At 51.7% G+C, this 22181-nt stretch carries 23 protein-coding genes and 4 tRNA genes; 5 read left to right on the forward strand and 22 right to left on the reverse strand.

Features of this window, described 5'->3' with window-relative positions:
• The 12 genes from JYB63_RS22210 to JYB63_RS22265 form a co-directional block, all read right to left on the reverse strand.
• Window positions 1–280 (reverse strand): GTP-binding protein (locus tag JYB63_RS22210; RefSeq protein ID WP_243432125.1); only part of this gene is annotated, 280 nt, incomplete at its 3' end.
• 105 nt (window positions 281–385) lie between these two features.
• A tRNA-Thr gene (locus JYB63_RS22215) sits at window positions 386–460 on the reverse strand.
• Window positions 461–470: 10 nt separating this feature from the next.
• Window positions 471–544 (reverse strand) — tRNA-Gly (locus JYB63_RS22220).
• A gap of 24 nt (window positions 545–568) precedes the next feature.
• A tRNA-Tyr gene (locus tag JYB63_RS22225) sits at window positions 569–652 on the reverse strand.
• 24 nt (window positions 653–676) lie between these two features.
• A tRNA-Thr gene (locus tag JYB63_RS22230) sits at window positions 677–752 on the reverse strand.
• Between the two features lie 24 nt (window positions 753–776).
• Complete coding sequence (locus tag JYB63_RS22235; RefSeq protein ID WP_205660160.1) at window positions 777–1454, reverse strand: hypothetical protein; 678 nt, start codon at window positions 1452–1454, stop codon at window positions 777–779.
• Window positions 1429–2151: a type III pantothenate kinase gene (locus JYB63_RS22240; RefSeq protein ID WP_205660130.1), complete on the reverse strand. Its 723-nt coding sequence runs from the start codon at window positions 2149–2151 to the stop codon at window positions 1429–1431. Before JYB63_RS22240 ends, JYB63_RS22235 begins: the two co-directional genes overlap by 26 nt.
• Entirely contained in the window at window positions 2148–3116 is a 969-nt protein-coding gene (gene birA, locus JYB63_RS22245) for a bifunctional biotin--[acetyl-CoA-carboxylase] ligase/biotin operon repressor BirA (protein ID WP_205660131.1), read from the reverse strand. Before birA ends, JYB63_RS22240 begins: the two co-directional genes overlap by 4 nt.
• A 2-nt stretch (window positions 3117–3118) precedes the next feature.
• On the reverse strand, window positions 3119–3634 hold the full coding sequence (locus JYB63_RS22250; RefSeq protein WP_205660132.1) for a dihydrofolate reductase: 516 nt from the start codon (window positions 3632–3634) through the stop codon (window positions 3119–3121).
• Window positions 3635–3806: 172 nt separating this feature from the next.
• Entirely contained in the window at window positions 3807–4640 is an 834-nt protein-coding gene (locus JYB63_RS22255) for a thymidylate synthase (RefSeq protein ID WP_205660133.1), read from the reverse strand.
• Between the two features lie 33 nt (window positions 4641–4673).
• Window positions 4674–5471, reverse strand: a complete 798-nt coding sequence (gene lgt, locus JYB63_RS22260; protein ID WP_205660134.1) for a prolipoprotein diacylglyceryl transferase — start codon at window positions 5469–5471, stop codon at window positions 4674–4676.
• 169 nt (window positions 5472–5640) lie between these two features.
• The gene (locus tag JYB63_RS22265) at window positions 5641–6435 is read right to left on the reverse strand and encodes a sulfite exporter TauE/SafE family protein (protein ID WP_205660135.1); all 795 of its coding nucleotides are present in this window, start codon (window positions 6433–6435) and stop codon (window positions 5641–5643) included.
• Window positions 6436–6482: 47 nt separating this feature from the next.
• Between JYB63_RS22265 and JYB63_RS22270 the strand changes: the two genes are divergently transcribed.
• The gene (locus JYB63_RS22270) at window positions 6483–7268 is read left to right on the forward strand and encodes an NRDE family protein (protein WP_205660136.1); all 786 of its coding nucleotides are present in this window, start codon (window positions 6483–6485) and stop codon (window positions 7266–7268) included.
• Window positions 7269–7333: 65 nt separating this feature from the next.
• Here JYB63_RS22270 and ptsP read toward each other — a convergent pair whose 3' ends face one another.
• Window positions 7334–9616, reverse strand: coding sequence for a phosphoenolpyruvate--protein phosphotransferase (ptsP, locus tag JYB63_RS22275; RefSeq protein WP_205660137.1), 2283 nt, complete (start codon window positions 9614–9616; stop codon window positions 7334–7336).
• Window positions 9617–9743: 127 nt separating this feature from the next.
• Window positions 9744–10238 carry an RNA pyrophosphohydrolase gene (locus JYB63_RS22280; protein WP_205660138.1) on the reverse strand — a complete coding sequence of 165 codons (495 nt, stop codon included), beginning with the start codon at window positions 10236–10238 and terminating at the stop codon, window positions 9744–9746.
• Window positions 10239–10422: 184 nt separating this feature from the next.
• Between JYB63_RS22280 and JYB63_RS22285 the strand changes: the two genes are divergently transcribed.
• Window positions 10423–11076, forward strand: a complete 654-nt coding sequence (locus tag JYB63_RS22285; RefSeq protein WP_205660139.1) for a histidinol-phosphatase — start codon at window positions 10423–10425, stop codon at window positions 11074–11076.
• A 26-nt stretch (window positions 11077–11102) separates the two neighbouring features.
• Window positions 11103–11852 (forward strand): SDR family oxidoreductase, encoded by a 750-nt coding sequence (locus JYB63_RS22290; RefSeq protein ID WP_205660140.1) that lies wholly within the window; start codon window positions 11103–11105, stop codon window positions 11850–11852.
• Between the two features lie 76 nt (window positions 11853–11928).
• On the opposite strand, the gene JYB63_RS22295 is transcribed toward JYB63_RS22290, so the two are convergent.
• The 4 genes from JYB63_RS22295 to JYB63_RS22310 form a co-directional block, all read right to left on the reverse strand.
• Complete coding sequence (locus JYB63_RS22295; protein ID WP_205660141.1) at window positions 11929–12075, reverse strand: hypothetical protein; 147 nt, start codon at window positions 12073–12075, stop codon at window positions 11929–11931.
• A 33-nt stretch (window positions 12076–12108) separates the two neighbouring features.
• Window positions 12109–12255 (reverse strand): hypothetical protein, encoded by a 147-nt coding sequence (locus JYB63_RS22300; RefSeq protein ID WP_205660142.1) that lies wholly within the window; start codon window positions 12253–12255, stop codon window positions 12109–12111.
• Between the two features lie 33 nt (window positions 12256–12288).
• Window positions 12289–14853 carry an FAD-dependent oxidoreductase gene (locus JYB63_RS22305; RefSeq protein WP_205660143.1) on the reverse strand — a complete coding sequence of 855 codons (2565 nt, stop codon included), beginning with the start codon at window positions 14851–14853 and terminating at the stop codon, window positions 12289–12291.
• Window positions 14854–15285: 432 nt separating this feature from the next.
• Window positions 15286–16620, reverse strand: coding sequence for an aminotransferase-like domain-containing protein (locus JYB63_RS22310; RefSeq protein WP_205660144.1), 1335 nt, complete (start codon window positions 16618–16620; stop codon window positions 15286–15288).
• 118 nt (window positions 16621–16738) lie between these two features.
• Between JYB63_RS22310 and JYB63_RS22315 the strand changes: the two genes are divergently transcribed.
• Window positions 16739–17353, forward strand: coding sequence for a DJ-1/PfpI family protein (locus JYB63_RS22315; RefSeq protein WP_205660145.1), 615 nt, complete (start codon window positions 16739–16741; stop codon window positions 17351–17353).
• A 169-nt stretch (window positions 17354–17522) separates the two neighbouring features.
• Here JYB63_RS22315 and JYB63_RS22320 read toward each other — a convergent pair whose 3' ends face one another.
• The 4 genes from JYB63_RS22320 to JYB63_RS22335 form a co-directional block, all read right to left on the reverse strand.
• On the reverse strand, window positions 17523–17711 hold the full coding sequence (locus JYB63_RS22320; protein ID WP_205660146.1) for a hypothetical protein: 189 nt from the start codon (window positions 17709–17711) through the stop codon (window positions 17523–17525).
• A gap of 118 nt (window positions 17712–17829) precedes the next feature.
• Window positions 17830–19191 carry a sensor histidine kinase gene (locus tag JYB63_RS22325; RefSeq protein WP_205660147.1) on the reverse strand — a complete coding sequence of 454 codons (1362 nt, stop codon included), beginning with the start codon at window positions 19189–19191 and terminating at the stop codon, window positions 17830–17832.
• A complete protein-coding gene (locus JYB63_RS22330) occupies window positions 19169–19852 on the reverse strand; it encodes a response regulator (protein WP_205660148.1) in 684 nt (227 codons plus the stop codon). The genes JYB63_RS22325 and JYB63_RS22330 overlap by 23 nt, the downstream gene beginning before the upstream one ends.
• Window positions 19833–21152: a ferredoxin reductase family protein gene (locus JYB63_RS22335; RefSeq protein WP_205660149.1), complete on the reverse strand. Its 1320-nt coding sequence runs from the start codon at window positions 21150–21152 to the stop codon at window positions 19833–19835. The genes JYB63_RS22330 and JYB63_RS22335 overlap by 20 nt, the downstream gene beginning before the upstream one ends.
• 413 nt (window positions 21153–21565) lie before the next feature.
• Here JYB63_RS22335 and JYB63_RS22340 point away from each other — a divergent pair, with 413 nt between their 5' ends.
• Complete coding sequence (locus JYB63_RS22340; protein WP_205660150.1) at window positions 21566–22153, forward strand: TetR/AcrR family transcriptional regulator; 588 nt, start codon at window positions 21566–21568, stop codon at window positions 22151–22153.
• The last annotated feature ends 28 nt before the right edge of the window (window positions 22154–22181 follow it).

Genomic DNA, 22181 nt, shown 5'->3' on the forward strand with positions numbered 1-22181 from the left:
TGATCATGTTTTTAACATAATCGGCGTGACCCGGGCAGTCTACGTGCGCGTAGTGACGGTCGTTAGAATCGTATTCAACGTGAGAAGTTGCGATAGTAATACCACGCTCACGCTCTTCTGGTGCATTGTCGATACCGTCAAACGCTACCGCTTCACCACCAAATACTTCTGCACATACGCGGGTCAGTGCCGCTGTCAGAGTTGTTTTACCGTGGTCAACGTGGCCGATTGTACCAACGTTAACGTGCGGCTTACTACGTTCAAATGCTTGCTTAGCCATGTCTGTTTATTCCCAGTAAAAGGTCATAATGCTGTGTGTATAACTACCACGTCGCCACATACAACAAAGGGTAGATATATTGCTATATCTACCCTCTGTAAATTCTGGAGCTCATGGGCGGATTTGAACCGCCGACCTCACCCTTACCAAGGGTGTGCTCTACCCCTGAGCTACATGAGCACAACATAAGTGGAGCGGGTAGCGGGAATCGAACCCGCCTCATCAGCTTGGAAGGCTGATGTAATACCACTATACCATACCCGCTTCTCTAGCCTGTATGGCTTTAAATGGTGGTGGGAGGTGGATTCGAACCACCGAAGCTTGCGCGTCAGATTTACAGTCTGATCCCTTTGGCCACTCGGGAACCCCACCTTACCATACTTCGCCATTGCTAAATGGTGCCGGCACCAAGAGTCGAACTCGGGACCTACTGATTACAAGTCAGTTGCTCTACCAACTGAGCTATACCGGCATCAGCAGCGAAGTGGCGCACATATTACTCACGAGACTGGGTGCTTGCAACCCCTTTACACAACTTTTTTTCAATTTTTAACAATAAACCCAGCCGGGCCGCTATCAGCTTGATTTTACTGACGGTTTCTTCTCCGTCATACAGACTGACCCAAACCTCAAAGCCACCGGTTTTACGCTCAAGCGCTGATATTTCAGCCTCTATTTCCGGCGCTAGTCTGACCCGCACATCTCTGGCTGCGCTAAAGGCAACAAATTGCGCCACCATTTGCTGATTAAACTGACGTAACGTAAAACCCTCAGCCTGCAAACGCTCCGTTTGCAGAACTGTTAACGGCAAGCTGACAGCAACCTCATAACCCAGCACCTCATCCTTGCGCTTATCCCTAAGCACTCCTTCAAGCTGATAGCCCTGCAGAGCTTCAAAGAACTGGTTGGCTTCCTGATCCGTATACAGCCCCCCGATGACTGCACAGGTTAATTCTTTTGACTCAACAGACGGCGGCGAGGAAGCCTGCTCATTGCGACGCAACAGATTGGTTGCATCCACCTCTGCCAGCAACTGCACAGGCCCTTTATCCTCTTCCTGCCCAACCTGTACTTCTGGCCCACTCTGAGAATACCAGGCAAACATAATCACATTGGCTAACAGCAACAAAACAATCGCCCAGCGCATGTTATCCCAGCACCTCTGCCAACCCATCCAACACAAGCTCCGGCAAATACTGACAATCACCGTGATGCTCACCCATCAACCGAGTAAACAACTCACCGTCACCTCCGGTCACATACACCGGAGCCGCTACTTCACGGGCCAACTGATGCGCCATCGACCGGAAAACCCAGTTCAATCCCTGTTGCACAGCTGAACTGGTATCTGTTCCCGGCGCATATTCAAATGCATCAATTGAACGGTCGACGATTATCTCAGCCGTATTAGATAAAAGGTTCTTACCCATAAGCGGCAAACCCGGCACAATATAACCACCCAGGTGCACTCCGTCCTCTGACAGCTGTTCCACGGTAATAGCACTGCCACAATCAACCACCCAGCATGCACCCTGCTGATGTTTGTATGCCGCAACCATTGCCAGCCAGCGATCGACCCCCATTCTTGAAGGATCTACATAACTGTTAGTCACACCTGAAGCTTTTTTGCCGGTGACAGCAAACTCAGCTTCCAGCCCCAACTGCTCCCGCCCCCAAAGCTGCAAGGCACTGTTCACAGCGGTACCAGCAACAGAGGCGACTCTGATTCGCTCAACACCGGCAAGCAATCGACCACTAAAAACCTGAGGATAATCCGTCACCAGACAGCGGCCACTTTGACGCTGACCACTTTCGTCCACTAAACGCCATTTCAGAAAGCTGTTACCGATATCAATATCCAGAACGCTCATGATGCTCTCAGACTGACCTCACCACCATGGAATGCTTCCGTGCCACTGCCGGTTTCAAGCAACAGCGCACCGGTTTCGTTTACACCGCGACATACACCCTGAATACTGTGCTGAGCGGTCTGCAAAACAACAGGCTGATCCTGAAAACCGTTCGCCGCCTGCCATTCATCCCGAAGACCGCTAAATCCTTCTTTAACAAACTCTTCAAGGGTTGGGACCAGAGCATTAATCATTGCACTCAAAACTTCAGTCCGCGAAGGCACCTTGCCCATAATTTCAGTCAGATCCACCCATGGCTGATCAACATCATTCATTTCCTGGCGTGGCATATTCACATTCAGCCCCACACCGATTACAACATTACAGTCGCCTGATGCATCGCCAGCCATTTCCAGCAACACACCCGCAAGCTTACGGTTGCGCCACAATAAATCATTCGGCCACTTCACCGAGACATCATTCACGCCCAGCTGGCGAAGCCCCCTGAGAAGTGCAACACCCACCACCAGACTCAAGCCCTCGAGCGCAGCCACACCATTCGTGAACTGCCAGGTGAGTGAAAAATACAGATTGGCTGCAAACGGGCTAACCCACTGACGCCCCCGGCGACCACGTCCGGCCGTTTGTTGCTCAGCCACATATAACCGACAGCCAGCGGAAAGATCTGCAAACCCAGCCAGCGCCGCAGCATTGGTAGAAGGCATGCTGTATTCAACAGGCTGCAGTTCAATTTTACCTGCAACACCCGGATCAAATCCGGCCACCAGTTTCTCAGCATCAAGCAGGTCAATCCCACCGGGAACCCGGTAACCTCGTCCCTTAACACTGTACACTTCCAGCCCCAGCGCCTGGACCAGCTGCATCTGTTTCCATACAGCACTGCGACTGACACCCAGCGCATTTCCTAAATCCTGGCCAGAATGAAACTTACCGTCAGCCAGTAAAGCCAGAAGGACTGATAGCATGGTTATGCCGCCCCGCTAATACGCTGCAATACAATAAAGCTGTACGCATAAGGATTTGTCTCATCAGGCTGATAGGTTTCACGTCCCGACTCGGCCCACTCTCCCGGATGGAACTCAGGAAAGAAGGCATCTCCGTCAACACTGGCATGTACCTGCGTTAAATACAGGGTATCTGCGTCCGCCAGTGCCTGGTTATAAATCTCAGCCCCACCGATAATCATCGCTTCATCCCGCCCGTCCACCAGACAGATACTTTCCGCCAACTCACGGGCTTCTGTCAGACTGTGAACAACCTTAATACCGTCATGCTTATATTCAGCATCCCGGGTAATTACGATGTTAGCTCTGCCAGGTAAAGGCCGACCGATAGACTCGAACGTTTTCCGGCCCATGATAATCGGCTTACCCATTGTTACCTGTTTGAAGTAACGCAGATCTTCCGGCAAATGCCACGGCAGATTATTGTTAATACCTATAACGCGGTTTTCGGCCTGAGCCACAATAATAGCGAGTTTCATGAATATCCTGTCAGGTAAGAGCAGCCAGCCAGACGGGCAGGCCTGCCATAAATATGCGCCTAATAATAAGGCATGTTGCCAAAGCTCTTCAAAATAAAAAAGCAGCCACAGAATAACCTGCAGCTGCCTGTATACAACAACCTCTACTTATCCACAGCCAGCACTGACTGCGTTAGACAGCAATCGGCGCACCGATATGCGCATCTGCTTCATATCCAACTATTTCAAAGTCATCAAACTCATAGTCAAAAATCGAAGCAGGACGGCGTTTAATACGAAGTTGCGGCAACGCTTTAGGTGTACGCTGCAGCTGAGTTTCCACCTGTTCGAAATGGTTTGCATAAATATGCGCATCCCCCAGACTCAGCACAATATCACCCACGTCCAGATCACACTGCTGAGCCAGCATATGCGTCAGCAGCGCCAGCGAAGCAGTATTGTAAGGATGCCCCAGAAACAGATCATTACTGCGAATATACAGGGAAGCACTCAGCTTATTATCAGCAACATAAAACTGATACAGAGCATGGCAGGGAGGCAAAGCCATCAGGCCATCCGCTGCGTTCTCCTGCGGGCTTTTAGACTCATCCGGCAACAGTGCCACGTTCCAGCCATTGATAATATGCCGCCGGGAATTCGGGTTATTCTTGAGCCCGTCTACCAGCGCCTGCACCTGATCATAAAACTGCCCGTCAGCCCCCTGCCAGTTACGCCACTGCGCACCATACACAGGACCAAGTTCGCCGTTTTCCAGCGCCCACTCATCCCAGATACTGACACCGTTTTCTTTCAGATAGCGAATATTGGTATCACCCCGCAGGAACCAGAGCAGCTCAACTGCGATCGATTTAAAATGCAGCTTCTTAGTGGTCAGCAGAGGAAAACCTTCTGCAAGGTCATAACGAATTTGCCGGCCAAATACAGAACGCGTACCCGTACCGGTACGATCCCCTTTATCAGTACCCGTGTTCATTACATCTGCTAATAAATCCAGATAAGCCTGCATACTATCGGTCTCCGGTATTCTGAAGATAATGCCTTATACCCGGGCATTACCTGCGACACGCTTGTGTGCCATCAATAAAAAAAGTGCACCGATAACAATCATCGGTAAAGATAACAGCTGCCCCATTGTCAGCCAGTCCAGGGCCACAAAACCAATATGCCCGTCCGGCTCACGGAACAGCTCAACAAAGGAACGGAACAGACCGTACATCAGCAAAAACAAGCCGGATGCAGCCATTGGCGGACGGGGTTTACGGGTATACAGCCAAAGCACCGCAAACATCACCACACCTTCAAGCACCATTTCATAAAGCTGTGAAGGATGCCGCCCCAACTGATCACCGGCGCGGGGGAAAATCACTCCCCAGGTCTGGTCGGTTGCCCGCCCCCAGAGCTCACCACCAATGAAGTTACCTAAACGCCCGGCCCCCAGGCCGATAGGAATCAGAGGTGCTACAAAGTCAGCAATCTCAAAAAAGCCCTTCTTGTACTTCCAGGCAAATACTGCGATAGCAGTAATCACCCCCAGCAGGCCACCATGGAAAGACATCCCCCCTTCCCAGATCGCAAACAGCCAGAGCGGGTCATCAAGAAACTGCGGGAAATTATAAAACAGCACATAGCCAAACCGGCCACCGAGCACTACACCCATGGCGCCCCAGAATATCAGATCGGAAACCTGCTGAGCATTCCAGCCCGAACCCGGCTGTGCCGCACGGTAATTACCCAGATACCAGGCAGACGCAAAGCCGATCAGATACATCAGACCATACCAGTGAATCTGCAGCATACCCAGATCAACCGCAATCGGGTTGATATCATGTACCCACATAGAAATCCTTTAATTTAAATTCAGTCATCGCCAAATAAAGACAGGCCAGAAAATCATCCGTTCAATGGATGCTCATATTAATATCAGACGCGGGGATTATACAGAGGCTTACAAGATTATGCCTGCAGGAGTGATTCAGCCAGCGCCCGGATCACTCCTACCGGAAAACTCATATATTCGAAAGGATAAACTTACCGGCAACCAGTAACAGAAATACTGAAAACGCCCGGCGCAACATGGTTGGTGACATAGAATGCGCCAGCTTCGCACCGAATTTAGCAAAACCGTAACTGGTCAGACTGATCCCAACTAAAGCGGGCAGATAAATATAGCCCAGACTCCACTCATCCAGATTGGCGTTCCCCTGCCCCATCAAGGCATTCGTTACCGCACCGGCCACAGCGATTGGGAAACCGCAGGCTGCCGAAGTGGCTACCGCCTCCTGCATATTGACCTGTTTCCAGTTAAGGTATGGCACCGTTAGTGTGCCACCCCCGATACCAAAAATAGCCGATACCCAGCCAATGAATCCACCGGACACCACCAACCCTGGCCGGGAAGGTTTACCGCCACCTTTTGGCACAACATCCAGCCCCATCATTACAGCCACATACAGGGCAAACACCCCAATCGCTAACTGGATAACCTTACCTTCAAGCTCAATCGCAGTAACAACACCCAGCGCCGATCCAAAGGCAACACCCAACCCGATGAACCGGAACAAACGCCAGCGCACCGCCCCTCGTTTATGGTGGGCAGAAATTGAACTGATAGAGGTAATCACGATGGTCGCCAGCGATGTCGCTACGGCGACATGGGTGAGCACCTCCGGCGCCATTCCCTGAAGCTGAAACGTCACCACCAGCACCGGCACAATCACCAGCCCGCCACCGACACCAAACAAACCCGCCAGTATACCGGCGAACGCCCCCAGCACCAGGTATCCCAAGAACAGTAGCAACATCACTTTTTTCCCGATAAGGTTGACTGAATCCAACAGAGAGATAACCAATGTGCCTGATTGTTTTTGCCTACCGGCAACACCCGACATACAACCTGATACTGGTTGCTAACCGTGACGAGCAATACGCAAGGCACACACGGTCACTTCATCTCTGGGACTCTCCGGCTGGCATCATTGCCGGCCGGGACTCACTGCATAGCGGCACCTGGCTGGGTATTGCCAGAAACGGCCACTTCAGCGCCATAACAAACCACCGGAACGGTTTACACACTGCGTCTTCCAACAAGTCCCGGGGCTTACTTACGACAGAATTTCTGAGCTCTTCCATAAGCGCGCATCGTTATGCATCAGACGTGATTCAAACAACCGTTCCATACGATGGTTTTAACCTTATGGTAGCGGATTCGTCCGGTCTATTCTATGCCTCAAATGTGAGTAACAAGTGCCAGCAACTTTCAGCCGGAATTTTCGGTATCAGCAACGCTCAGCTGGATACAGACTGGCCTAAAACCACTCACCAAAAGCAGCGCCTGACAGATATCATTCAGGCGCAAGATCCTGATCCACAAACACTTATCCGGATGATGGCCGATCCACAGCGCTATCCCGACCATTTGCTTCCCGACACCCAGGTAGGCTTAGAAATCGAAAGAGCACTGTCCAGCAGCTTTATAAAACTCGAACATTACGGCACCCGGGCGACAACAGTCGTCCTGCAGGATTATCAGGGCAGAACCCGCATCATCGAACAGAATTACGATGCAACAGGTGCAACCGAACAGATTGAATTTGAATTAGAGATTCCGCCTTTCGGCAGTTCAGATAGCAAATAAGAACCGGCAACAGACAGCACCGGAAAGACTCCGACACCCTGAAAGCAGGATATCGGAGGTAAATATCAGTCGGGAATTGTCGGCCGGGTAAACTGCCCCAGCCCCCACTTCTTCAGGGTATCGCGAATCAGCAGGTGAATTTTATCGGCATCATCCATCGAAAGAATGGTGGATAACAAACCACTGGCCTGCTCGATCGTCACATGGCGGATAGTATATTTCACCCGTGGCAGATTCGTGGCGTTCATCGATAACATATCGTACCCCATTGCCATCAGCAGCACGGCACCGCCAGGATCAGCAGCCATCTCACCACAGATACTGACAGTCACTTCTTCCTTATGTGCTTCCTGCACAATGAACTGTAACGCCCGTAATACCGCCGGGTGATACGACATATACAGATTCGCCACCCGCGGGTTATTCCGGTCAACCGCCAGCAGATACTGGGTCAAGTCGTTAGAACCCACCGAAATAAAGTCTACCCGCCGGGCAAAACGCCGCACCTGATACACCGCCGCCGGCACTTCAACCATTACCCCAATCTGCGGCTGAACAACCTTAACCCCTTCCTCACGCAGCTCACTGACCGCCTGACTGATCAGAGACTTCGCTTCATCCACCTCATGAACGCTTGTCACCATCGGCAACATAATACGCAGGTTATCCAGCCCTTCCGCCGCTCTCAGCATGGCCCGGATCTGCACCAGAAATATTTCCGGGTGATCCAGTGTAATACGGATACCCCGCCAACCCAGAAACGGATTCTCTTCTTCAATCGGGAAGTATGGCAGAGGCTTATCCCCACCCACATCCAATGTCCGCATTGTCACCGGCCGGGGCGCAAAGGCCTCCAACTGACGCCGGTAAGTTTCTGTCTGATCCTGTTCGCTGGGGAAGAAGTCACGGATCATGAACGGAATTTCGGTCCGGTACAGGCCGATACCTTCCGCCCCCCGATCAAGGGAACGGGCAACATCTGTCACCAGACCGGTATTCACCCATAAGGGCATCCGGTAACCGTCTTTGGTTTCTGCCGGTAATTCTTTGAGGCCTTCCAGATCAGCATTAACCTGGCGCTCTTCATCAATAATATCCTGGTAGCACTGCAACAGATCATCAGACGGATTAACAAAAACCCGCCCGGAAAAGCCATCCAGAATAATCTGCATGCCTTCAATACGGGTATAAGGCAGGTCGACCGCCCCCATCACCGTCGGAATCCCCATTGAACGGGCAAGAATTGCAGCATGAGAATTACCGGAACCGTTTACCGACAACAAACCTACCAGCTTATCAGTCGGCACCTCACCCAGCATTGCCGGTGTTAGCTCGTCAGCAACCAAAATCGCGTTTTCAGGAAAATCAATTTCAGCAAGAGACGGCGCAGAAGACTGCAGCCAGGTCAGTATCCGGCGACCAAGATCCCGGATATCACTGGCACGCTCGCGCAGGTAGGGATCTTCCATCAGGGAAAACTGACGGACATGTTCCTCAACAACCTTACGCAATGCACCCTGCGCCCAGTTACCGTTTTCAATCTGCGCAACCACTTCGCCGGCCAGCGCATTGTCATCCAGCATACGCAGGTAGACATCAAACAGCTCCCGCTCTTCTGAGCGCAGCCGCTTGGATAAACTGCGGGCAACCTTCTTGATATCTTTGCGGACGGATGCCAGCGCGTTCTGGAATTTCTCTTTTTCCAGCTCAATATCTTTGGCCTGCCGGTCCGGCACACCGTTCAGGTCCGCCAGAGGCGTCATGACCACAGCCTGACCAATGGCCACACCCACACAGCCGGACACACCTTCAAACTTACGGTCAGTTTTACCTTTATTCTTTACGTCATCCAGCTTACCGATAGAACCGGTTGCCTCTGCGTGCGCAATCACACCGGCCAGCTGAGCCGACATGGTTACCATGAAGGCTTCTTCGGTCTCATCAAAGCGACGGATAGCTTCCTGCTGAACAACTAATACACCCAGCAGTTCACGGTGGTGGATGATCGGCACACCAAGAAAAGCGTGAAACTTCTCTTCGCCAGTTTCCTGAATGTAACTGTAAGCCTGGTGTTTCGAAGCATCTTCGAGGTTAATGGGTTCGGCACGCTCACCCACCAGCCCGACAATACCCTCAGAACGGGAAAGACTGGCCTGCCCCACGGACTTCTTATTCAGCCCCTGGGTTGCCTTCAGAATGAAACGCTGGGTTGCCGGATCAAGCAGATAGATTGAGCAAACATCAGTACGCACTGCACGCTGTACGCGTCGAACGATAACCCGTAGCACTGACTCCAGGTCCGGTGCTGAGTTAACTTCTTGTACTATTTTCCGCAGTGCTTCTAGCATGCTGTCGCTCTCCCAGGCGTTGTTATTATTAATCGAAGCTCAGGCCAGACATTATCAGATAGCGGCCTGACCGGCATAACACCGGATGACCGGTATCATACCCTTAATTTTATCCTCTGCTGGTAAGTTACAGCCAACCGTCCAGTACTAACCGGGTCAGCTTAGGAGACAGTTCGCGCATTGCCTTACGATAAACATCACGCTTAAAGGCAACTACCTGTCCCAGCGGATACCAGTAGCTTACCCAGCGCCAGCCATCGAACTCAGGCGTCTCTGTTTCATTGATACTGACAGCGCTGTCTTCACTCAGCATCCGCAGTAAAAACCATTTCTGTTTCTGGCCGACACACACCGGATGTGAGTGGTGCCGAATCATTCTCTTGGGTAGTCTGTACCTTAGCCAACCACGGGTCACAGCAACAATTTCAACATCTTCCGGCGACAGTCCGATCTCTTCTTTGAGTTCCCGGTACATCGCCTGCTCAGGTGTTTCTGAGCGATCAATCCCCCCCTGGGGGAACTGCCATGCATCTTGTCCAATTCGTCTTGCCCAAAGTACCTGACCCATCGAGTTTGCCAGAATGATACCGACATTCGGTCTGAACCCGTCTGAATCAATCACGGTAATTCCTTATAAATCTTTTGCCCTATTGTTCCATAATTCCGCGCGCTGGCGCAAACCGCAAAGCCGCCGGCAGCAAGGATCATTTGCGAGGATCGTGCCAAGTCACTATGCTAGCGCCTTTAGAAGCATTTTCAGACGGCAGGTTCCGTTATACCTGCTGCATTTTCAGGAGAGCAGTAGCGTGGCACTGGCAATTTTTGATCTTGATAACACCCTGTTAAACGGCGACAGCGATCACGCCTGGGGGGAATTTCTCTGCGAAAAAGGCATCGTTGATACAGACGCCTACCGTCAGGCTAACGACTATTTCTTTGATCAGTACGTCGCAGGCACGCTGGATATTGAAGAGTTCCTTGAGTTTGCGCTGAAACCTCTGGCAGAGCTTGAACCTGAACAACTGCAAAGCCTGCATCAGCAATTCATGACTGAAAAAGTGGCAACCATGATGCTGCCTAAAGCCGCTGCACTGCTGCAGAAACATAAAGATCAGGGCGACTACACACTGATTATCACTGCCACTAACCGTTTTGTAACCGGGCCAATTGCCGCAAAACTCGGTGTCGATGAAATCATTGCCACCGATCCGGAAATGATCGACGGCCGTTACACAGGCAAAGTCGCCGGCACGCCCTGCTTCCAGGCAGGCAAAGTTACCCGTCTGAACAGCTGGCTGAAAGATAACCCTTACAGCCTTGAAGGCAGCTATTTTTACAGTGACTCGAATAACGACCTGCCATTATTAAAGCTGGTCGATCATCCGGTGGCTGTTGATGCTGACGAAACCCTGACCGCAACAGCCAAAGCCAACAACTGGGAAATCATCAGCTTACGCTGATCTCGACAAAACTTAAGGAGCGCCCCATGTCAGAAAAAACAGTTTTGATCACCGGGGCGAGCCGCGGCATTGGCGCCGCTACTGCCCGCTTACTGGCCAGCCAGAACTATAATGTTTGCCTGAATTACCACCGGCAAACGCAATGCGCCGAAGAGCTCAGCACCGAGCTGCGCCAGCAGGGCTGTAATACTTTGCTTCTGCAGGCCGACGTCAGCCAGGAAGCACAAGTTAAAGAGATGTTCCAAACCATTGATGATACCTTTGGGCCACTGACCCATCTGGTCAACAATGCCGGTATCCTCAAGCCTCAGATGCGCCTGCAGGATATGACCGCAGACCGCATTAATGAAATCCTCACAACCAATGTCACCGGCTACTTCCTGTGCTGCAGAGAAGCCATCATGCGCATGTCCGTAAACCACGGAGGACAAGGCGGCGCCATCGTCAATGTTTCCTCAGTTGCTGCCCGCACAGGTTCTCCCGGGGAATACATCGACTATGCCGCCTCCAAAGGCGCGATCGATACTCTGACGACAGGCCTCGCCACTGAACTGGCCGCAGAAGATATTCGGGTAAACGGTGTGCGTCCAGGCTTTATTTATACAGATATGCACCGCGACGGTGGTGAACCCGAACGTATCGAACGCTTAAAACCGGCTATTCCTATGCAGCGGGGCGGACAACCGGAAGAAGTAGCTGAAGCCATCGCCTGGCTGCTCTCTGATAAAGCCTCCTATACCACCGGAAGCTTCATCGACCTTGCCGGTGGAAAGTAATCCGGCTCAGCACCACCCGCCACCAACAAAAAAGCCGGCATCCAAAGACACCGGCTTTTTTAGGTCTTACTGACGATTAAGAACGTGGCTTACCGTTCTCTGGATCGTACAGGGCACCGTAACCAACGGCTTCTACTGCTATCTTGTAGCTGCCGCTGCCGAAAGTAAGCTCGATTTCCAGCTCGCGCACACTGAAGGTACAAACAAAAAAGCCGGTATCCAAAGACACCGGCTTTTTGATTATTACATCTGATGATTAAGAACGTGGCTTACCGTTCTCAGGATCGTACAGCGCACCGTAACCAACGGCTTCTACAGTTACCTTGCCGTTGTCACTGCCGAAAGTAAGCTCGATTTCCAGCTCGCGCACACTGAAGGTACAAACAAAAAAGCCGGCATCCAAAGACACCGGCTTTTTGATTATTACAGCTAACGATTAAGAACGTGGCTTACCGTTCTCAGGATCGTACAGCGCACCGTAACCAACGGCTTCTACAGTTACCTTGTAGTTGTCACCGAAGTATTCGATTTCCAGCTCGCGGCCTTTTTCGCAATACTCGTATGGCAGGTAACCCAGAGCAATGTTCTTACCAATGCTTGGACCGTAAACGATACTGGTGGTGTAAGAACGACGACCTTCAGAGTCGATCAGCGCTTCACCGGTAGCCGGATCCAGAATTGGGCAGTTACCCACCGGGTAACGTGCAACACCGTTAGAATCAACGTTTTCCTGCATAACCAGAGTACACAGGTATGCTGGCTGATGCTCACGCTCACGCTGAGCCAGCAGCGCATCCTTACCGAAGAACTCAGCTGCCTTAACCTTAGGACGGGCCAGGTCAACTTCCAGCAGGTTGTATTCAGTCAGGATATCAGCGTTCTGCAGACGCAGACTCTTCTCAAGACGACGGCTGTTCGCGTAAGTCTCGATACCTACAGGGGTAACACCCTGCGCGTATACCGCATCCCACAGTGCCAGACCATCTTCCATCTTGAAGTGGATCTCCCAGCCCTGCTCACCTACGTAAGAAATACGGAAGAAGGTGTAGTCAACGCCACCGATCTTGATGTCTTTAACTGCTGCAAACGGGTAGTTTTCAGTGCTGATAGACGCCGGGTCATCAACTACTTTTTCCAGAACTGCACGGGCGTTAGGACCCCATACACCCAGACAGCCGTAGTTTTGAGTCTCGTTGGTTACCTGAGCGTCAAAGCCTTTGTCCTGAGCCATACGCTTCAGCCATACCAGGTCACGGTGACCCGCATCACCACCGTCAATTACACGATAGTGCTGCTCACCCAGACGCAGAACAGTCAGGTCGGCACGCACACCACCTACGTGATCCAGGAAGTGAGTGTATACACCCTTACCGATTGGAGTGTCGCCACCTACTTTAGCGACACAGGTGTATTCCATCAGCTTCTCAGCGTCCGGACCGGTAACATCGATGATTGCGAAGTGAGACAGGTTGATCATGCCCACATCTTCAGACATCTTCAGATGCTCAGCGTTAGATACGCGGAAGAAGTGACGGCTGTCCCATTCTGCTTTACGTACAGGCACTTTGTCGCCGTACTCTTCCAGCAGGTGTTCGTTGCTCGCATAACCGTGAGCACGTTCCCAACCAGCGATTTCCATGAAGTAACCGCCCAGCTCGTTTTCACGCTCCCAGAACGGGCTGCGGAACTTACCACGGGCAGCAGTGTATGGCTCACGGTTGTGTACAGGTGGGTTGTAGATCTTGAATGCAGACTCGTAGCAACGGTCGTGGATGTACTTCTCTTCACACTGGAATGGGTAAGCACGTGCTACATCGATGCTGCTGTGGTCGAATTCAGTACGGCCGTCAGTCATCCAGTCAGCGATAACCTTACCGGTACCCGGGCCATCTTTAACCCATACAGAAACGCCGTACCACAGGCCACGTACGTTAGAAGACTCACCGATAGACGGACCACCATCTGCAGTTACCTGCAGCAGACCGTTGAAAGAGTACTTCTCGTCGTAACCCAGTTCAGCCAGTACAGGAGTCAGTTCCATCGCGCGCTCAAGCGGCTCGATAACTTCTTCCAGTTCCAGGTCACGCTGGGACGGAGACAGACGCGCTTCTTCTTTTTCCAGAATGTCACGTGGGTGACACATACGAGGTTCTTTCTCTTCGTAGTAACCCCATTCCAGCTGACCGCCTTCAGAAGACTTCGGGTCACCTGTGTCACGCAGGTAAGCAGAGTTACCCTGGTCACGCAGCAGTGGGTAACCGATTTCTTTACCGGTACCTTCAAACTCGTTGAATGGCTTGAAGAAAGTCAGTGGGTGGTCAACCGGCATAACAGGCAGATCTTCGCCCGCCATTTCAGCGATCAGACGGCCCCACAGGCCAGCACATACAACAACGTATTCTGCTTCGATGTAACCACGCTCGGTTTCTACACCTTTAATGCGGCCATCTTCAATTTTCAGACCAGTACATGCAGTGTTCGCAAACGTCTTCAGCTTGCCTGTTTTTTCAGCAGCTTCAACCAGCTCACCGGCAACAGTCTGAGAACGTGGTACAACCAGACCTGCATCCGGATCCCACAGGGCACCCTGGATTACGTCTTCTTCCAGAAGCGGGAATTTTTCTTTCGCTTCTGCAGTGCTCATCATGCGAACGCGGTTACCGAAAGCCTTACCGGAAGTAACACGGCGCTTCAGCTCGTCCATACGCTCGTCGTCGCCCTTACGTGCAACTTCGATACCACCGATACGCTCATAACGACCCATCTTCTCGAAGAAATCGATAGAGTACTTAGTCGTGAAGATAGTCATCTGATCGTGCGCAGTGTTAAAGCAGAAGTCAGATGCGTGAGCAGTAGAACCGATATCAGTTGGGATGGCAGACTTATCGATACCAACGATATCGTCCCAACCACGTTCGATCAGGTGATGAACGACGGACGCGCCGACAATACCACCCTGGCCGATGATAACGACCTTGGCTTTACTCGGAAATTTAGACATGTAGATTACGCCTCCAAGCTGTCAGCTTCGCGAACAGCAAGACTAATAATTGTTATGGGATACCTCAGTAGGTATTCAACATACTGATTAGGTGAGATGTTAATTTATAGCGTAAGCGACAACTTATCCATTCACGCCATCCTTTTACGTCAACATGTCGGACTTTGACTCCGGGGCTGTTATTTCAAAGCTGAATCACGTATAAGGCTGCGCCTTTTTCCGCTATTACTGTTCAGTAAATAACCTGCCAAAACATAGCCCCGGCAACAAACAAGGCGATTACGGTGTAAATCACCTGTTACTCTCCTGCCCATAAACAGACTGACACTGAATACGACCCGTCCAGGCACCACTGGCAGAAAAATACCGACACATAATTCCCGCCTGCCAGAATAGCCCTGATATTTTAACAATACACACGCTTAAGACTTCTCAGTAGATATACAGGCTCACTACGTCTCTGACCTTTTGCAGCGCCTGCGGCAAGTCTTCCAGCGCCACAGATCCCAACGCCAGACGTAACGCATGGGGCACATGCTCAGTGGTGGCATACGGCTCTGCAGTAGACACCGATATATTGGCAGCCAGTAACTCAGTCACAATCTGATCGGCTCTGGCTTCTTCCGGCAAAGGCAACCAGATCAGATACGATGCGGGATGGCTGATATAGTCAACACCCTGCAATATCTGCTTGGCGACCTGTTGCCGCTGCATGGCATCATTGCGCTTTTCAGCCTCCAGCTGAGCGACGGTTCCATCCGTAATCCACTGACAGGCCATTCGGGTAACCAGTGCCGGCGTATTCCAGGTGGTTGCTCTGATAACCCGCTCAATGGCTGCCACTTTCTGCGGGGGCGCCACCACAAAGCCAAAACGTAATCCGGTCGCGACACTTTTTGATAATCCGGAAACATAGACAGTCCGCTCCGGTGCCAGACTCGCCAAGGGAGGCGGGGCATCTTCAACATGCAAGGCATACGCAGCGTCTTCAATAATCAGCAAATCATACTGGCGGGCAATCTTCACCAGACGTTCCCGCCAGGCCAGATCCAGCACCCAGCCCATAGGATTGTGCAGAGTTGGCATAGCATATACAGCCCGGACTTTACGCCGCTGACACACAGCCTCCAGCGTATCCAGATCAGGGCAGTCACGCCCCAATGCAAGCGGCGTCAGCTCAAGGCGATGAGTCTCCGACACCACCTTAAACCCCGGATAAATCAGCGCATCAGCTGCCACTACATCCCCCGGATTGAGCAACCCCATGACCGTACAGGCCAACCCGTGCTGAGCACCGCTGACAATCAACACCTGCTCAGCGTCTGCCTGTAGCCCCCGGCATTTCAGAAACTCTGCCACAATGGCCCGCTCATGGCGCCGCCCGGCATGGGGCTGATAGTGCAGTAAAGCTTCCAGATCACCCGCCAGACTCAATTCTCTTAGACTGTTGCGCAGCAACTGTGTCTGGCTTGGCAGTGACGGTGAATTGAAATTCAGATCCAGCATCCCGTCGGCAACTGGCTGCTGATCAACACCGTGCCCGGCAGGCACCAACATATCCCGCACAAAGGTCCCCCGCCCCGTCTCGCCACTCACCAGCCCCATTTTTTCAAGCTCGGCATACACCCTTGATGCCGTGACCAGCGCCATATTGTGTTCTTTCGCTAACTGCCGGTGAGTCGGCAGCCGGGTACCCGGTTCCAGCTGACCGGCCTGTATCCGGGCAGCAAACTGATCCACCAGCTGTTTATAACGGGATGCAGACATCAACAATGTATCCATGACAATAATTTTATTGTCATGATACTAAGCAATACACTGAGGCCTCACAAGTTATTACAGCGCTGCAATACCCACACAGAACCAAAACAAGGACTGATGCCTCATGCATATTTCAATTCTCAGCTTCGATGCATTTAATGAGCTCGACTCACTGATTGCCCTGGGTATTCTTAACCGAATAAAAACATCTAACTGGCGGGTGACCATTGCGGCCCCTACTGAGCAAGTCACATCAATGAACGGGGTAACAATGCACCGTCACGTATCCCTTAGCGAAGCTAGCCAGGCTAACGCAGTGATCATTGGCAGCGGTATGAAAACCCGCGACATCATTCAGGCCCCTGAAATAATATCGCAACTCCAGCTTGATCCATCACGCCAGCTCATCGGCGCTCAGTGTTCCGGTGCTCTGGTACTTGCCAAACTGGGCTTACTCAGCAACATCCCCGCCTGTACAGACCTGACCACTAAACCCTGGGTGCAGGAAGCCGGCGTTGAAGTACTCAATCAGGCATTTTTTGCGAAAGACAATATCGCCACCGCCGGCGGATGTCTGGCATCGCAATACCTGGCCTTCTGGCTGATTGCCCGGTTACAGGGAACAGAAGCTGCCTGCGAAGCGATGCATTATGTTGCGCCGGTCGGTGAAAAAGAGACATACGTACAAAGGGCAATGAACAACATTGCTAACTACTTACCGGACAACACTGATAACTAATACCGGAGCAGAAAAAGTAAGTTAAACGCGAGCAAGGGGCCGGAAATAAACATCCACACCCCAAAACGAAAACAAACCTTGCCGGTTGCTTAAAGGGGAAGAAAGCACCGGGAAGGTTTGTAGTAACAGGGATCAGTTATAGGTTCAGTCCGTCCCTGAAAGACTCCGTTTAGCTATGATAGGTTGCCACGATGTTTTGCGAACGGCGTGCTTTCCAGGCAACAACCAGTGACAGGGCTATCATGCCGGCAAATGCCACACCTACAACAGCCAGTCCTAAAGTGGCAAATCCCACCAGCGCCAGACTGCCAATAATCACTGAGGCAATCATAACCAGAATCTTGTTAACAGTTTTCATACAGGTCTCCAGTTTACAGTTAACTCGTCGGGTAATTCCCTTTCGATGAACCCAGTATGTAACTGCAAACTGACGCTTACCTGCCACGAAGTTTACATTTTTGTAAACTTTCCGTTTATCACGGCTCGGCTGCCGGAAATTCCAGCTGAATTTTAAGCCCTTCCGGACTCTTATCAGATCCGGTATCAGTGAGTACCAACTTTGCCTGATGCAGCTGTGAAATCGTACTTACCAGAGATAATCCCAGGCCACTGCCCGACGTGCTACGGCTTTTTTCAAGCCGGTACATCGGTTCCAGTACCCGCGTTCTTTCATGCGCAGGTATACCGGGGCCGTTATCTTCGATTGTCAGTACTCTGCCATGACAGGTAAGCCAGATGACACTGTCCGGCGGTGTATGACGGATAGCATTCTCAATAAGATTTGCCAGCAACTGAATCAGCAGCTCACGAGAACACATCACCGCTGCACTCCCCTTCACATCCAGAATAAGCTGTCGTCCTGAGTCCTCTACCACAGGGCTGTAAATATCAGCGGTTTCGCGAACAATATCTGCCAGCGGCAACGGCTGAAAACGTGCCCGGTACTCCCCTGAATTCAGATAAGCAATTCGCAAAATTGCCTCAAAAGTGGCAATCATTTTATCTATCTGCTCAAGTGCAGCTTCAAGTGTTACGGCATTATCTTCCGCTTCCGGGCTGATAAGAGCGGACTCAAGCCGGGCACGTAAACGCGCCATCGGCGTCTTCAGATCATGGGCTATATTGGCTGAAAGGTCCTGAGTCTGTTTCACCAGACTTTCCAGCCGGACGGTGGTCAGGTCAATGCGCTGCGCCACCAGATCCAGGTCATCCCGGGCCTTCGTTTGATTGATCCGGGCTGAAAGATCACCCGCTGCAATGGTATCCAGCGTCTGGCTGATTCGGCTATACCGGCGCTGGTTATATAAACCAATCATCAGGCCCACCACCAGTGTTACAACACTGACAATAATACTGACAACAAGATAAGACTGGCCGATACGCTCTAATACGTCGTAGCGGTGATCCAGGTTAATCGCCACCACCAACTGACCACCGGCGGCGGGGGCATTATAAATTCGCCAGCGGCTCTCCTCGTCGGAGTGGGTATCCTCAAATTCGATTTCAGACAGCCCGGCACGGCGATATAACTTCTTTGAATCGGCGCCAAAAACCTGCTGACGGGCATCAGTAAAACTGGCAAACATCACTGAGCTGTTAGGTAACAGGCTGCCTGGCGACGGCTGATCTTTTAACTGCCGGGAAAGCGCCTCATGCCGCAGCTTCAGCTCATCATTAATGCCGCTGTCCAGCTCCCGGCTTATCCACTGCGCGCTGAACCATCCGGCAATCATCAGTACCGCCAGAAAGACCAGTGTCAGGAAAGCTGCCTGACGCAACGCCGTCATTTTTTTCAGACGGCGTAACGCATTCAGATTAACGGGTAAGGTCGACAACATAACCGGCCCCCCGGACTGTCCTGATCAGCGTCTCATCAAAAGGCTTATCAACCTTGGCGCGCAACCGGCTGATATGGGTTTCCACAACACTGGTGGTTGGATCAAAACGCAAATCCCAGACCTTTTCCAGAAGCATTGCCTTGGTCTGAATCCGCCCTGGATTACGCAATAAAATTTCCAGCAACAAAAACTCTTTGGTATTCAGCTCAATATTCCTGCCCTGTCGGGTACACTGACGTTTCAGCAGATCAAGTTCCAGATCGCCTGCTGTCAGTACCTGCACAACTTCCTGAGTTCCCGCCTGAGAACGTCGGCCCAGTGCATTAATACGCGCCAGTAACTCCGTAAAGGCGAACGGCTTGGCCAGATAATCGTCACTGCCCGCATCCAGCCCCTGAACCCTGCACTCCACATCCCCCAGCGCCGAAAGAATCAGCACCGGTACATTATTCTTGGCTGCACGCATCGCCTTCAGCACCGACAGGCCATCCAGCCCCGGGGTCATTCTGTCGAGAAGTACTACGTCATATTCCTGCGTTGTTGCTGCAGCCAGTGCATGGCGGCCATCTTCCAGCCAGTCGACCACGTGACCAGCATCCGTAAGACCGCTCTGTATCCAACTGCCCAGCTCGGAGTCATCTTCAAGTACGAGAATACGCATTTATCTGCCCTTTTATATATCGGCTAATCCGGTGCATACATACAGACATTAACCTGTGAGGCACCGATGGTAGGTTTATAGCACTGCGGAAGTCAAAATCTTCATGGTAAACCCTGTATTCCGGGGCGCGCTTCCGCCACAGCGATATCAGCATTTTCTTCAGAGAAGCGGGACCACAGATATACAAATCCGCCTTCCACCAGCACTCAGGCATACTGTTCAGACTAGCGGCATTCAGACGCTGACCGGACGTAAACACATGCAGGGTGAATTGCGGTAGCCGTTCTTCATGGGCTCTCAGCTCATGCAGTAAGGAAGCATCACTCCGGGCATCACAACAATACAGCAGATCAATGTTAGCGCCGCTATCAGCGGACATCGCATCAAGGCTAGCCAGAAACGGCGTAATTCCCACTCCCGCAGCGGCCCACACCTGAGCCTGCCTATCTGCGCCGGTTTTCGGCTGGAACCGGCCGGCAACCTCTTTAAGCAATACCTTGTCACCCAGAGAGAGGTCTTTATGTAATTGCCGGGTAAAATCACCTGCAGCATTAATAATGAAGCGCGCCGTGCCTTTTCCCTTAGCAGAAGCAAAGCTGAACGGGTGATACTCATCCAGGCCCGGCCGTTTTACCGCAAGGTTCACAAACTGCCCCGGCTTCCAACCGAAGTCCGCTGGCACCTGCAGGGTTACATCTGTACGCCCTGATGTTTTGTTCAGCGCCACCACCGTTGCCTCCACTTTACTTCCGGAACGTCTCAGTAAGGTTGCCAGCCAGCCAACCGTACCCAACAGACTTACCCCCAGCATAGCCAGCCACGCATGACTGTCCGCACTGAAAGGCAAGGCGGAGAATAAACTGTGAAAAACCGTTATCAGATACACCGGCCCCATTAAGAAATGGCTTTTCTTCCACCAGTGATAAGGCACCAGTTTCAGCGCAGAAACCGCTGCAAGCGTCAGCAGGGAAATCGCTGCGAATTCACCTGACTCGCCTGCAACATCTGCCAGTATTGGCACTGCACCTTCCAATCCATCTTCTGCCAATGGCCAGTGAAGTACTGTACCGGTTAAAGCTCCGTACCCCAGCCAGCGGTGCACCCGGTAAGACCGGTCCGGACCACCACAAAGCGCATCAAGCCATCGCCACCGTGCTGCCAGACAGACACTCAGCGCCATACAGCTCAGAGCAATACTTCCCGTCAGCGCAGCCAACAGATTTTCAGCAGGTACGCTGTGATACAACACGCCCAGATGCAGGCCAATAAAGCCAACGACAAACAAAGATCGTTTTAGCATTTTTTAATCCTCAGAAATTTCCCTGAAGATTAAGTGGCTCAACTTTATAAAGGCTGTCGTAAAACTTACAAAAATGTCAGGTTAAGAAACAGCAGACAATACACACCCAACACAGCTGCCAGCTCAACAACACTCCAGACTTCAGACATAAACCGGACACCCGAAGCTCAAAAAACGGCAAAGCAAACACTGGAACATGAGGAAAAGTAGCAGAATGGACGAGGCTCTAATCCAAGACTTACTGATTACCAGCAGGATTATTTCAGTCCTGCGTCACAGACAGCCAGTGAAGAGCCGTTACGTTAATGACTACCCTATACTATAAACAGACGGTGCTTGATGGAAAAAACACGGTGAAGATCATCGCCCACGGGGGAAGCGGGCAACTATATCCGGCCGGGTAATATAATCTTATGAATACTGCTCAACATAAGTCACAAACTACAGACGCCAGCCATATACTCAATGCAGCATTAGAGCTGGCGCAGGAGCAGGGTAACTGGTACGACCTCAGCCTTGTGGAGTTAGCGGACCACTGCGACACATCAATACACGAAATTCACAGCCACTTTGCCGATACCAACGCAATCGCTGATGCCTGGTTTACACAGGCACTCGAAGCCATGCTGGCACCGGGTCTAGATGATATTAATCACCTATCCGCCACTGCCCGCCTGGAGCTGATCATCTGGCGCTGGTTTGAAGCGCTCGCACCTTACCACAATGTGACAGCTCAGATGTTAAAATCGAAGCTGCATCTGCCACACATTCATCACTGGGTGCCCATGATTTTTGATCTTTCACGCCTGGTCCAGCTGTGGCGTGATATGGCTGGACTGCGCGCGGGTGGGCGACGCAGACAGACGGAGGAAATCGTACTGACCGGTATATTCCTGGTTACATTAAGCGCCTGGTGCAGAGATAACAGCTGGCAACAATCTGAAGCCCATTCCCGACTGTTGAGTCTCCTGGAAAGAGCCGAGAAACTCGGCCAGTTCTGACTCATTGAAAAAACATCTCAGAACACTG

Source organism: Aliamphritea spongicola (genome assembly GCF_017051665.1).
GTDB lineage: Bacteria > Pseudomonadota > Gammaproteobacteria > Pseudomonadales > Balneatricaceae > Amphritea > Amphritea spongicola.